This window comes from Streptomyces sp. NH27 (assembly GCF_056859195.1).
Genome location: NZ_JACEGK010000214.1, coordinates 1 through 12,442, shown reverse-complemented (window position 1 = coordinate 12,442; position 12,442 = coordinate 1). Strand labels below are relative to the sequence as shown.

Genomic DNA, 12,442 nt, shown 5'->3' with positions numbered 1-12,442 from the left:
TCTGAATACCCTGCGTCAACCTACCTCGCAGGGCCTGTCGTTCTGCCCGCCCAACCCAGCCTCCCCAGGAGGGAACCGGACATGGGACCCCACCCCACGGTCGCGGCGATACGTCTGGCGGTCCGCCGCGTCCTGCACGACGTGCTCGCAGCCTCCGCCGACGCGTCCGCCGCGCCGTCCACCGCCACCGCGGGCGCCGCCGGCCCGCTCGTACTCGCCGCGTGCAGCGGCGGCGCCGACTCGATGGCGCTGGCCGCCGCCCTCGCCTTCGAAGCACCCCGGCTCGGCATGCGTGCCGGCGCCGTCACCGTCGACCACGGCCTGCAAAGCGGCTCGGCCCGCCGCGCCCAGGAAGTCGTGGAGCGGCTGCGTGCCCTCGGCCTCGACCCGGTCGACGCGATCGGCGTGACCGTCGGCCGCCAGTCCACCACGGCCGCGCACGGCGGTGCGTACGTCGGCACCGCCGGCACCGGTACCGGCCGGCGGGTCGGCCCCGAGGCCGCCGCCCGCGACGCGCGGTACGCCGCGCTGGACACCGTCGCCGAGCGCCGGGGCGCCGCCGCGGTGCTGCTCGGCCACACCCGGGACGACCAGGCCGAGACGGTACTGCTCGGCCTCGCCCGCGGCTCCGGCACGCGCTCGCTGTCCGGCATGGCCGCGGTCTCCGGCGCCGGCGGCCGCTACCGCCGGCCGTTCCTGCTGCTCGACCGCGACACCGTACGGCAGGGCTGCCTCGCCCAGGGCATCACCGTGTGGGAGGACCCGCACAACCACGACCCCGCCTACACCCGCTCCCGAGTCCGGCACGAAGCGCTGCCGGTGCTGGAGAAGTCGCTCGGCAAGGGCGTCGTGCAGGCCCTGGCCCGTACCGCCCAGCTCTCCCGCGACGACGCCGACGCCCTCGACCAGTGGGCCGCCGACGCGCAGGCCGACGCGGCCGGCGACGACGGCAGCCTCGACGTGGCCCGGCTGCACACCCTGCCCGCGGCGGTCCGGCGCCGGGTGCTGCGCAGAGCCGCGGTCGCCGCCGGGTCCCCGCCCGGCTTCCTCTTCGCCCGCCACATCGAAGAGGTGGACCGCCTGGTGACGGGCTGGCGCGGGCAGAAGGCGCTCAACCTGCCGGGCGGCGTCGCCGTTCAGAGGGCGGATGGCAGACTGGTGTTCTCGCCGTCGTAGAGCCGCAGACTTAAGGGACGTACCGCGTAGTGAACGAGACCGACATGGGCGCCGACCTTGAGAAGGTGCTCATCGCCAAGGCAGACATCGACGCGAAGCTGGGGGAGCTGGCCGCCGAGATCGATCGGGACTACGCGGGCAAGGACCTGCTGATCGTCGGCGTCCTCAAGGGCGCCGTGATGGTGATGGCCGACCTGGCCCGGGCCCTGTCCAGCAACGTGACGATGGACTGGATGGCGGTGTCCTCCTACGGCGCCGGCACCAAGTCCTCCGGGGTGGTCCGCATCCTCAAGGACCTGGACACCGACATCGCCGGGCGCCACGTCCTGATCGTCGAGGACATCATCGACTCCGGGCTGACCCTCTCCTGGCTGATCAGCAACCTCGGGTCGCGCGGCCCGGCCTCCCTGGAGGTCTGCACCCTGCTGCGCAAGCCCGAGGCGGCGAAGGTACGCATCGATGTCAAATACACTGGCTTCGACATCCCCAACGAGTTCGTGGTCGGCTACGGCCTGGACTACTCCGAGAAGTACCGCAACCTGCCGTTCGTCGGCACCCTGGCACCGCACGTCTACGGGGGCTGAGGCCGCTCTCTGAGACCACCCTCACGGCGGCTCGGGGAACCCCCGTCGGTTTCCCGCCGTTGGAGCAGGGGAAAGCCGGATTGTTAACGGTCGGCGGCAACCTCGGGTCACAATGCTGGGGTACCGTCCGAAGGATCGGTCATACACCGGATGCACACGCCGCTCACCAGCGGCTGTGCCTCACTGCGGCAGGAGGGACGGGGCGTTTCGCGCCCCGCATGGATGGACGTGAAGCGCTATTTCCGTGGGCCGGTCATGTGGATCGTGCTGGCTGTCCTTGCCGTGGTCGTGTTGATGGAAGTCGTCGGCTCCGGCGGCGGCTACAAGACAGTCGACACAGGCCAGGTACTGCACGCGATCAACACCAACCACGCCAGTTCCGCACAGCTGACCACTGGGGACGACAACTCCATCAAGGTCCAGCTCAAGAACGGCTACAAGATCAAGGGCAGCTCGAAGGTCCGCGCCAGCTACATCGGCAACCAGGGCTCCTCGATCGCCGCAAACCTGCAGAAGATCCAGGACGGACAGGTCAAGGGCGTCGCACTGCCCGACGGCTACACCGTCTCGCCGTCCAAGCAGAACGCGTTCGTCAGCATCCTGCTGTCACTGCTGCCCTTCGTCCTGATCGTGGTGGTCTTCCTCTTCCTGATGAACCAGATGCAGGGCGGCGGTTCGCGCGTCATGCAGTTCGGGAAGTCCAAGGCCAAGCTGATCACCAAGGACACCCCCAAGACCACCTTCGCCGACGTCGCGGGCTGCGACGAGGCGGTGGAGGAACTGCAGGAGATCAAGGAGTTCCTGCAGGAGCCGGCGAAGTTCCAGGCCGTCGGCGCCAAGATCCCCAAGGGCGTGCTGCTCTACGGCCGTCCCGGCACCGGTAAGACGCTGCTGGCGCGTGCCGTGGCCGGCGAGGCCGGTGTGCCGTTCTACTCGATCTCGGGTTCCGACTTCGTCGAGATGTTCGTCGGCGTCGGCGCCTCCCGGGTCCGGGACCTGTTCGAGCAGGCCAAGGCGAACGCCCCGGCGATCGTCTTCGTCGACGAGATCGACGCCGTCGGCCGGCACCGCGGTGCGGGCCTCGGCGGCGGCCACGACGAGCGCGAGCAGACCCTCAACCAGCTGCTCGTCGAGATGGACGGCTTCGACGTCAAGGGCGGCGTGATCCTCATCGCCGCGACGAACCGGCCGGACATCCTCGACCCGGCGCTGCTGCGCCCGGGCCGGTTCGACCGGCAGATCGCGGTCGACCCGCCGGACCTCAACGGCCGGCTGGAGATCCTCACCGTGCACCAGAAGGGCAAGCCGATCGCGCCGGACGTCGACCTCATGGCCGTCGCCCGCCGCACCCCCGGCTTCACCGGTGCCGACCTGAGCAACGTGCTCAACGAGGCGGCGCTGCTCACCGCGCGCAGCGACAAGAAGGTGATCGACAACAGCGTGCTGGACGAGGCCATCGACCGTGTGGTGGCCGGCCCCCAGAAGCGCACCCGGATCATGTCGGAGAAGGAGAAGAAGACCACCGCCTACCACGAGGGCGGACACGCCCTGGTCGCGGCGGCCTCACCGAACTCCGACCCGGTCCACAAGATCACCATCCTGTCCCGCGGCCGTGCCCTCGGCTACACGATGGTGCTGCCCGACGAGGACAAGTACTCCACGTCGCGCAACGAGATGCTCGACCAGCTCGCCTACATGATGGGCGGCCGGGCGGCGGAGGAACTGGTCTTCCACGACCCGACCACCGGCGCCTCGGACGACATCGACAAGGCCACCAACACCGCCCGCGCCATGGTCACGCAGTACGGCATGACCGAGCGGCTCGGCGCGATCAAGTTCGGCACCAGCGACTCGGAGCCGTTCCTCGGTCGTGAGATGGGCCACCAGCGCGACTACTCGGAAGAGGTCGCCGGGCTGGTCGACGAGGAGGTCAAGAAGCTCATCGAGACGGCGCACAACGAGGCGTGGGAAATCCTCGTCGAGAACCGCGACGTCCTCGACAACCTCGTGCTGGCGCTGCTGGAGAGGGAGACGCTCAACAAGGAGGAGATCGCCGAGATCTTCGCCCCGGTGGTCAAGCGCCCGCCGCGCCCGGCCTGGACCGGTTCGGCCCGCCGTACCCCGTCCACCCGGCCGCCGGTGCTCTCCCCCAAGGAGCTGGCACTGACCAACGGTGCGCAGGCGATCAACGGGGCAAGCCCCTCGCCGGTCTCCACCACCAAGCCCACCGAGCCGGTCGACCTGCCGGAAGACCGCCCGGAGAGCTGAACGTCACACTGATCGACCCGTTCCGGCCACTGGCAGGAATGCGATTCGCGGCCCCAGGGTTCTAGCCTTGGGGCCGCGGCCGTGTTTTTGACCGGCTGTGTTTCCCTACCGGCCGCGATGGCATCAGCGAAGGCGCATCAGCAAGGCGGCACCGGCGAGGCGGCACCGGCGAGGTGGCGTCAGCAAGAGGAGCGAGGCCCATGACCGACCCCGTGACGCTCGACGGCGACCAGACGCCCGGCGAGTTCGACGAGAAGCGGGCCGAGGCCGCGATCCGTGAACTGCTCTACGCGGTGGGCGAGGACCCCGACCGGGAGGGGCTGCGCGAGACCCCGAGCCGGGTGGCCCGCGCCTACCGGGAGATATTCGCCGGGCTGTGGCAGCAGCCCGAGGACGTACTGACCACCACGTTCGACCTCGGGCACGACGAGATGGTGCTGGTCAAGGACATCGAGGTGATGTCCTCCTGCGAGCACCACCTGGTGCCCTTCGTCGGGGTCGCCCACATCGGATACATTCCGGCGAGCAGCGGGAAGATCACCGGGCTGTCGAAGCTGGCCCGGCTGGTGGACGTGTACGCGCGGCGTCCGCAGGTCCAGGAGCGGCTGACCACGCAGATCGCCGACGCGATGGTGCGGATACTGGAGCCGCGCGGGGTGATCGTGGTCATCGAGTGCGAGCACATGTGCATGACGATGCGGGGAGTGCGCAAGCCCGGGGCGAAGACCATCACGTCGGCGGTGCGCGGGCAGCTGAGGGACTCCGCGACGCGGTCCGAGGCGATGAGCCTGATCATCGGGCGGGGCTAGTAGGTCTAGCAAAGCTAGTGGGACTAGCGGTCCTGGCGGGTGCCGGGGGGCCGGCGCTGCTGGTGCCGTCGGGGGCGCTTCTCCGGGGCGGCTCGCCGGGAGATCGTTGCGGATTGACATGAGCCGGGCGCAACCCGTAGACGGATGATTCCGTCCTAGTGGGCGCAACTGTCCCTCTTCCCGGAACCTGTGTGAGCACCTTGTCCACTGACCGCGCCCGCATGCCGCACCGCCGCCTGATGCCGCACGCCTCGTCCGTGCCGAAGATCTTCGGCACGGCGGCGGCCGTGATCGGCCTGCTCGACGTGGTCTCCGCGGTGTTCCCCGCCTTCCGCAACGGGCGGATGCACCGGATGGCCGCGCTCTTCCCCGGCACCGTCAGCTCGCTCGCGGCGGCGACGTCGGTGGTCACCGGCATCCTGCTGCTGATGCTGGCGCACGGCCTGAAGCGGGGCAAGCAGCGCGCCTGGTGGGCGGCGGTGCTGCTGCTGCCGGTCGGCGCCGTCACGCAGATCCTCTACCGGCACTCGATCTTCGGCGCCGTGGTCTCGCTGGGCCTGCTCACCCTGCTGGTCAGGTACCGCGGCGAGTTCACCGCGCTCTCCGACCCGCGCACCCGCTGGCGGGCCGCGGTCAACCTGGTCGGCCTGAGCACGCTGGCGTTCTGCCTCGGCCTGGTCATCACCAGCGCCCACCCCGCCTCCGAGCGCGGCAACCCCGGCTTCACCGACCGCTGCCTGCACGTGCTCTACGGGCTCTTCGGCTTCTCCGGCCCGGTGCACTACACCAGCGACCGGGTCGGCGACGTGGTCGGCTACTCCCTGGGCGGCCTCGGCCTGCTCATCGCCTGCTCCACCGCCTACCTGGTGCTGCGCCCGGCCCGCCCGGTCGCCGAGCTGAGCGAGGACGACGAGCAGCGGCTGCGGGTCCTGCTCGCCCGGCACGGCGCCCGCGACTCCCTCGGCCACTTCGCGCTGCGCCGCGACAAGTCCGTGGTCTTCTCGCCCAGCGGCAAGGCCGCGATCTGCTACCGGGTGGTCTCCGGCGTGGCGCTGGCCGGCGGCGACCCGATCGGCGACGTGGAGGCGTGGCCCGGCGCCATCGACACCTTCATGGAGCTCGCCCGCGCGCACGCCTGGCTGCCCGCCGTCGTCGGATGCAGCGAGACCGGCGGCGAGGTGTGGACCCGCGAGACCGGCCTGGACGCCCTGGAACTCGGAGACGAGGCGATCGTGGACGCCGCGGACTTCACGCTGTCCGGGCGGTCGATGCGGAACGTACGGCAGATGGTCAAGCGGATCGAGCGGTCCGGATACGTCTGCCAGGTGCGGCGGGTGCGCGAGCTGAGCGAGGAGGAGAAGCACCGGGTGCGGCTCGCCGCGGACGCCTGGCGCGGCACCGACACCGAGCGCGGCTTCTCCATGGCGCTCGGCCGGTTCGGCGAGGAGGCCGACGGGGACTGCGTGGTGGTCACCGCGCACAAGGAGTGCGAGCCGGACGCCGCGCACCCCGAACTCGGCGACCTGCGGGCCGTACTCCACTTCGTGCCCTGGGGGCCGGACGGCATGTCCCTGGAGCTGATGCGGCGCGACCGCGCCGCCGACCCCGGGCTCAACGAACTCCTCATCGTGGCCGCGCTGCAGAAGGCGCCCGAGCTCGGGGTGAAGCACGTCTCGCTGAACTTCGCGATGTTCCGCTCGGCGCTGGCCCGCGGCGAGCGGATCGGGGCCGGGCCGGTGCTGCGCGGCTGGCGCGGGCTGCTGGTGTTCCTGTCCCGCTGGTTCCAGATCGAGTCGCTGTACAAGTTCAACGCCAAGTTCCAGCCCCAGTGGGTGCCGCGCTTCCTGGTCTTCCCCAACTCGCGCGACCTGCCCCGGATCGGCTTCGCCATCATGCAGGCCGAGGGCTTCGTCACCCTCTCGCTGCCGCTGCCCGACGCCCTCCAGCGTTTCCTCCCCGGCCGCGCCGCCCGCCCCGTCCACCGCCACAAGCCCGGCTACGCCTCCCTGGACGACGCCCCCGAGCGGAAGTTCGTCGCATAGCGAAGGCTTCGCGGTGGAGTGATGTGCCTGGAGGCGAGTCGGCGGCATAGGGGCTGACCCGTACGCTGGGCGCATGAGTACGTCACAGGCGCGGAGCGGACCGGTCGGACTGCCGCGGTGGGATCGCTGCGCGGTCATGGGCGTGGTGAACGTCACGCCCGACTCGTTCTCCGACGGCGGGCAGTGGTTCGATCCGGAACTGGCGGTGAAGCACGGCCTGGACCTGGTCGCGCAGGGCGCCGACCTGGTGGACGTGGGCGGGGAGTCCACCCGGCCCGGCGCGGCGCGGGTGGACGAAGCGGAGGAGCTGCGCCGGGTGATCCCGGTGGTGCGGGAGCTGGCGGCGTCCGGTGTGCTGGTGAGCGTGGACACGATGCGCGCGTCGGTCGCCGAGCAGGCGGTCGCGGCCGGCGCCCTGTTGGTCAACGACGTCAGCGGCGGCCTGGCCGACCCGGCGATGGTCCCGGTGGTCGCGTCGGCCTCGGTGCCGTTCGTGGTGATGCACTGGCGCGGCCGCAGCATCGACATGAACAACCGCGCGGTCTACGGCGACGTGCTCGGCGAGGTGCTCGCCGAGCTGCGCACCGGGTTGACCCGCGCGATCGACGGCGGCATCGCGCCCGAGCGGATCGTGGTCGACCCGGGCCTGGGCTTCGCGAAGACCGCCGAGCACGATCTGACGCTGCTCGCGCAGCTGCCCGAACTGGCCGCGCTGGGCCGCCCGCTGCTGGTCGCCGCCTCCCGCAAGCGGTTCCTCGGCCGGGTGCTGGCCGGGGCCGCGCAGGCCGCGCCGCCGCCGGCCAGGGAACGGGACGCGGCGACCGCCGCGGTCACCGCGATCGCCGCGCGCGAGGGCGCGTGGGCGGTGCGGGTGCACGAGGTGCGTGCGAGCGCGGACGCGGTGCGGGTGGCCCGCGCCATCGACGTCGCCGGGGCCGACACGGCTGCCGAGACCCCCGAGGGACAGGCGTGACCGGGCGTACCGCGGAGTCGCGCGCGGTCGAGCGGGCCAACCAGGCGTTCTACGACGCGATCGAGCACTCCAACCTCGACGAGCTGGAGGCGGTCGTGCTGACCGGCCCGCTCGCCGAGTCCGTCTCGACCGTGCACCCCGGGTGGCCGGTGCTGCGCGGGCGGCGCGAGGTGATGCGCTCGTACGCGCTGATCATGGCGAACACGGAGTACATCCAGTTCTTCCTCACCGACGTGGAGGTCGCGGTCGACGGTGACGCCGCGCTGGTGACCTGCACCGAGAACATCCTCACCGGCGGCCCCGCCGAGGAGGACGGCTCCGCGGGCGCCCTGGTCGGCGGCCTGGTGGTCGCCACGAACGTGTTCCGGCGCACCTCCGAGGGCTGGCGGCTGTGGGCGCACCACGGCTCCCCGGTGCTCGCGGATGAGGATGACGACGACGAGGACGGCGACGTCTCGGCCGACGACGTCGACGCCGCCATAGAGGACGTGCTCGGCGAGGTCCTGGAGGCCGCGAAGGCCGACGAAGAGGATGAACGGGACGGCGACGACGGCGACGAGCCCGACGACGGTGGGAACGGCGCGGACGGCGGCGGCACCAAGGACGATGACGGCGATGACGGCGATGACGGCAACGACGGCCGAGACGGTCGCGGCGCCGGCGACGGCACGGAGGAGTGAGGAACGTGGACCGGGTCACACTGCGCGGGCTGAGCGTCCGCGGCAACCACGGCGTGTTCGACCACGAACGGGCGGACGGCCAGACCTTCGTGGTCGATCTCTCGCTCGGCCTGGACACGTCCGCCGCGGCGGCCGGTGACGACCTGACGCGTACCGTGCATTACGGTGTGCTGGCCGAACAGGTCGCGGCCGTCGTCTCCGGCGAGCCGGTCAACCTCATCGAAACCCTCGCCCAACGCATTGCCGACGCTTGCCTGGGGCACGCTCAGGTAGAGGAGGTGGAGGTGACCGTGCACAAGCCGGACGCGCCGATCACCGTGCCGTTCGACGACGTGACCGTGACGATCACCCGGAGGCGCCCGTGAGTGCGGAGAATCCCGACTACAGCACCGGGCACACCCCTGAGTACGGGGCGGCCGACCCGACCGTGCAGCCCGTGCCCGCCGAGGTGACCGCCCGGGTCGACGCCGCCGACAGCACCCTGCAGAACCCGCGCACCGCGGTGATCGCCCTCGGCGGCAACCTGGGCAACCGCCTGGAGACCCTCCAGGGCGCCGTGGACGCCCTGGAGGACACCCCGGGGGTGCGGGTCAAGGAGGTCTCCCCGGTGTACGAGACCGAGCCGTGGGGCGTCCCCGAGGGCAGCCAGCCCGCGTACTTCAACGCGGTCGTGGTGGTCCGCACCACGCTGCCGCCGGCCGCCCTGCTGGAGCGCGCGCACGCCATCGAGGAGGCGTACCTGCGGGTGCGCGCCGAGCACTGGGGCCCGCGCACCATCGACGTCGACATCGTGGCGTACGACGCGTGCGTCTCCGACGACCCGGTGCTGACCCTGCCGCACCCGCGGGCGCACGAACGGGCCTTCGTCCTCGTGCCGTGGCACGACGTCCAGCCGGCCGCCGTGCTGCCCGGCCGCGGCCCGGTCGCCGAACTGCTCGCCGCGGTCGGCGACAGCGGCGTACGGCGGCGCGGCGACGTGGAACTCCGGCTGCCCGAATAATCGTTGGGACCTGCGCCGGCTCATCCGGCGAGACGTACGCGTATCCCGTATCCGCGTACGCGAACGTGTGGAGAAAAGTGGAGGCGGACACCCGGTGAAGACCCTGCGGATCAGGACGCTGGCCGGCATCTTCGTGGTCGCGGGTGTGGTGTCGTGGGCCGCGGCGAAGCTGTGGGACACCTTCGGGACGCTGCCCGGTGTGCCGCTCGCCGCGCCCGTCGTGCTCGCGCTGATCGCCGTCGCGCTCTTCGCCACCGCGCTGTCGATAAGGTCCCGGCTGCGTGCCCAGCGCGACCGGCAGCCCGGCGCGAAGGGCGTCGATCCGCTCGCCGCCGCCCGCGCGGTCGTCTTCGGGCAGGCCAGCGCGCTCGTCGCCTCGCTCGTCGTGGGCATGTACGGCGGCACGGCGATCTTCCTGGTGATGTACAAGCTCGACATGGACCCGCGGCGCCAGCAGGCGATCTACGCGGGCCTGGCGGTGCTGGCCGGGGTCGCGGTGGTCGCCGCGGCGCTGTTCCTGGAGCGCGTCTGCAAGCTCCCCGACGACGAGGACCGGCAGCACGGCACACCCGCGCACCGCTCCCGCTGAGCCGATCCGCCCGGGCGCCGGGCGGACCGGTGCGGCCGGTGCCCGGACCAGCCGCCACCTGCTGTCGCCAGCCGCCCATCCGGGCGCTGGGTACAGCGGTTCACGGGGGGCCGACTGCCCTCGCGGCCTGGACGCGCGCGGGCATTGCGCACTTGACCGGCGGGGTCGGAGATGGTTCAGTCCGCTTCGTGAACGGTACGCGCCTGCTTCTGCACCGGAGGGTCCATCTCGACCTTCTCCGGTACGCGGGCTGCGTGTGTACGGCCGCGCGCTGACGCGCGCCTTCGGCCCACCGTTCGCCCGCGCGTCGTACGCGCATTCCTTCCTCCGGGTGGTTGACCATGTCCGCCGTTCCCTCCGCGTCCCCCGTGCCCGCCGTGCCCTCCGCCGTCGCCGCGGCTCCTGCCGAGGCCCCCGCACCGATCGCACCGGCCGCGCCTGCCGCGCCAGTGGCGCCCACCGCCGCCGAACTCCTCGCCTTCGCCCGCTCGATCGCCGCCGACGCCGCCGTCGTGGCCGAACTCCCGCTGGACGCCGAGGGCCGCACCTGGCGGCGGCTGGAGGGGCCCGGCGGGGCCGAGGCGTGGCTGATCGGCTGGCCGCCCGGCGCCGAGACCGGCTGGCACGACCACGGCGGCTCGTACGGCGTCTTCGTCACCGCCGCGGGCGAGTTGACCGAGCACTCGCTGGCGGTGCCGTTGCCCACCGAGGGCCGGCGATCGCTGGAACTCGCGGACGGCGTGGACCGGCGCCGCATCCTGCCCGAGGGCAAGGGCCGCGCGTTCGGCCGCGAGCATGTGCACCAGGTGGTGAACGCGTCCGGGACCACCCACGCGGTATCCGTGCACGCGTACTACCCGCCGCTGCCGTTGATGCGCCGCTACAGCCGCAAGGACAGCACGCTGCGGCTGGAGTTCATCGAGCGCCCCGAGGAGTGGTGACACCGGTGACCGGCACGTCGGGCGGTCCGTCCGGGCCGCCCCCGTCGATAGCGGCCCATCTGGCCGCCGTACGCTCCCGGTTGGCCCGGCTCTCCCCGGCCGAGGCCGCCGCGGCCGTCCGCGACGGCGGCGCGCTGCTCGTGGACATCCGGTACGGCGCGCTGCGCGACCGCGACGGCACCGTGCCCGGCGCGGTCATCGTGGAGCGCAACGAACTGGAGTGGCGGCTCGACCCCCAGGGCTCGCACCGCCTCCCGCACGCCACCGGCCACGACCTGGCGGTCATCGTGTTCTGCAACGAGGGTTACGCCTCGTCGCTGGCGGCCGCCTCCCTGCACGATCTGGGCCTCCACCGCGCGACCGACCTCGTCGGCGGTTTCCAGGCATGGCGGGCGGCGGGCCTGCCGGTGACCCCGCCGGACGGCCGTCCGACCGTTCCGGCCGCGCCACTGGCGCCGGGAGCACATGCAGCGGGAACGCACACGTCGGGAGCGCACGCGGCGGAATGACCGCGGCGGAATCGACCGCGCGGCGGCCGGATCGGACGTGTGGGCGCCGTGTGACCAAGATCCATTATGTCCATGTGAACCCACCGTGTGCGTACCGTTTCCGTGCGTGACGATCGCGTGCAACGGTGCGGCCAAACCCCCCGAAAATTAGGGCCCCGGCCCCCCACGGACGCCTTGCGCACGATAAATTTCTGGCCATGCCCCGTGGACGTCACCGCCATTCCCAGCCGCTGCATCGGATGATGCCGCCGCTGACCGTCGCAGGCACCGCGGCCGTACTGGCCGTCATATCGCTCTTCGCCGGGGATACGGGACTGCTGCGGGCGCTCGCGGCGGCGATAGCCCTCGTCGCGGTGGCCGGGGCGCTGCTCGCGCGGACCTGGGACCGTTCGGCCGGGCGCGAGGTCGCGGAGCTGACGGCGCTGCGGACGCGGGACGAGTGGCACACCGACGAGCGGGTGGCCGAGCTGGAGAGCGACCTGGAGGAGTCCAGGGAGATCCGCGGGCGGCTGGAGAAGAAGCTGCGCGGCAAGCGGTCGGAGCTGGCGGGGCTGCGCTCCGAGCACGCCGATCTGCTGCGGCGGTACGCCACCGCGGAGAGCGAGCGGGCCCGGGCCCTGGAGGCGCAGCGCCGGTTGCAGCGGGAGGGCGCCACGGCGACCCGGATCGCGCTGGGCACCGGGGTGTCCGCGGTCGGCCCCGCCGCCTACCTCAAGGCCGCGGACGCGCTGCGGAACCTCACGCGCAACGCCGCCACGCAGCAGGCGCAGCGCACCGTCGAGGACGCCCGGCGCCGGGACGCCGCCGCGGACGAGCCGCAGGGCAGGCACGCTTCGGGTTCGCCGACGCTGCCGGTCCGCGAGCACCGCCT

At 72.1% G+C, this 12,442-nt stretch carries 12 protein-coding genes and 1 pseudogene; all 13 read left to right on the top strand.

Features of this window, described 5'->3' with window-relative positions; all coding sequences use genetic code 11:
• Positions 1-81 precede the first annotated feature (81 nt).
• On the top strand, positions 82-1,176 hold the full coding sequence (gene tilS / locus AC13HU_RS18745) for a tRNA lysidine(34) synthetase TilS (protein ID WP_483043041.1): 1,095 nt from the start codon (positions 82-84) through the stop codon (positions 1,174-1,176).
• A 29-nt stretch (positions 1,177-1,205) separates the two neighbouring features.
• The gene (gene hpt, locus AC13HU_RS18740) at positions 1,206-1,760 is read left to right on the top strand and encodes a hypoxanthine phosphoribosyltransferase (RefSeq protein WP_328465278.1); all 555 of its coding nucleotides are present in this window, start codon (positions 1,206-1,208) and stop codon (positions 1,758-1,760) included.
• Positions 1,761-1,982: 222 nt separating this feature from the next.
• Complete coding sequence (gene ftsH / locus AC13HU_RS18735) at positions 1,983-4,028, top strand: ATP-dependent zinc metalloprotease FtsH (protein ID WP_483043040.1); 2,046 nt, start codon at positions 1,983-1,985, stop codon at positions 4,026-4,028.
• 200 nt (positions 4,029-4,228) lie between these two features.
• Positions 4,229-4,837: a GTP cyclohydrolase I FolE gene (gene folE, locus AC13HU_RS18730; RefSeq protein WP_483043039.1), complete on the top strand. Its 609-nt coding sequence runs from the start codon at positions 4,229-4,231 to the stop codon at positions 4,835-4,837.
• A 221-nt stretch (positions 4,838-5,058) separates the two neighbouring features.
• Complete coding sequence (locus AC13HU_RS18725) at positions 5,059-6,879, top strand: phosphatidylglycerol lysyltransferase domain-containing protein (protein WP_483043038.1); 1,821 nt, start codon at positions 5,059-5,061, stop codon at positions 6,877-6,879.
• A 73-nt stretch (positions 6,880-6,952) separates the two neighbouring features.
• Positions 6,953-7,852 (top strand): dihydropteroate synthase, encoded by a 900-nt coding sequence (folP, locus tag AC13HU_RS18720; RefSeq protein ID WP_483043037.1) that lies wholly within the window; start codon positions 6,953-6,955, stop codon positions 7,850-7,852.
• Positions 7,849-8,319, top strand: a pseudogene (locus tag AC13HU_RS18715) (nuclear transport factor 2 family protein); the annotation flags it as partial. The gene folP and the pseudogene AC13HU_RS18715, both read left to right, overlap by 4 nt.
• A gap of 218 nt (positions 8,320-8,537) precedes the next feature.
• Positions 8,538-8,897 (top strand): dihydroneopterin aldolase, encoded by a 360-nt coding sequence (gene folB / locus AC13HU_RS18710; RefSeq protein ID WP_483043036.1) that lies wholly within the window; start codon positions 8,538-8,540, stop codon positions 8,895-8,897.
• Positions 8,894-9,532, top strand: coding sequence for a 2-amino-4-hydroxy-6-hydroxymethyldihydropteridine diphosphokinase (gene folK, locus AC13HU_RS18705; RefSeq protein ID WP_483043035.1), 639 nt, complete (start codon positions 8,894-8,896; stop codon positions 9,530-9,532). The genes folB and folK overlap by 4 nt, the downstream gene beginning before the upstream one ends.
• 94 nt (positions 9,533-9,626) lie before the next feature.
• Positions 9,627-10,121, top strand: a complete 495-nt coding sequence (locus AC13HU_RS18700; protein ID WP_483043034.1) for a DUF3180 domain-containing protein — start codon at positions 9,627-9,629, stop codon at positions 10,119-10,121.
• Positions 10,122-10,462: 341 nt separating this feature from the next.
• Positions 10,463-11,062, top strand: coding sequence for a cupin domain-containing protein (locus AC13HU_RS18695; RefSeq protein ID WP_483043033.1), 600 nt, complete (start codon positions 10,463-10,465; stop codon positions 11,060-11,062).
• 47 nt (positions 11,063-11,109) lie between these two features.
• Entirely contained in the window at positions 11,110-11,571 is a 462-nt protein-coding gene (locus AC13HU_RS18690) for a rhodanese-like domain-containing protein (protein ID WP_483043042.1), read from the top strand.
• A 197-nt stretch (positions 11,572-11,768) separates the two neighbouring features.
• Positions 11,769-12,442, top strand: a 674-nt coding sequence (locus tag AC13HU_RS18685; protein ID WP_483043032.1) for a hypothetical protein, incomplete at its 3' end; no start/stop codon positions are given.

Bases quoted from the DNA above. Each gene is read 5' to 3' on its own strand.
- tilS (WP_483043041.1), top strand. From the start codon at position 82: ATGGGACCCCACCCCACGGTCGCGGCGATACGTCTGGCGGTCCGCCGC.
- ftsH (WP_483043040.1), top strand. From the start codon at position 1,983: ATGGACGTGAAGCGCTATTTCCGTGGGCCGGTCATGTGGATCGTGCTG.
- folE (WP_483043039.1), top strand. From the start codon at position 4,229: ATGACCGACCCCGTGACGCTCGACGGCGACCAGACGCCCGGCGAGTTC.
- AC13HU_RS18725 (WP_483043038.1), top strand. From the start codon at position 5,059: ATGCCGCACCGCCGCCTGATGCCGCACGCCTCGTCCGTGCCGAAGATC.
- folP (WP_483043037.1), top strand. From the start codon at position 6,953: ATGAGTACGTCACAGGCGCGGAGCGGACCGGTCGGACTGCCGCGGTGG.
- AC13HU_RS18695 (WP_483043033.1), top strand. From the start codon at position 10,463: ATGTCCGCCGTTCCCTCCGCGTCCCCCGTGCCCGCCGTGCCCTCCGCC.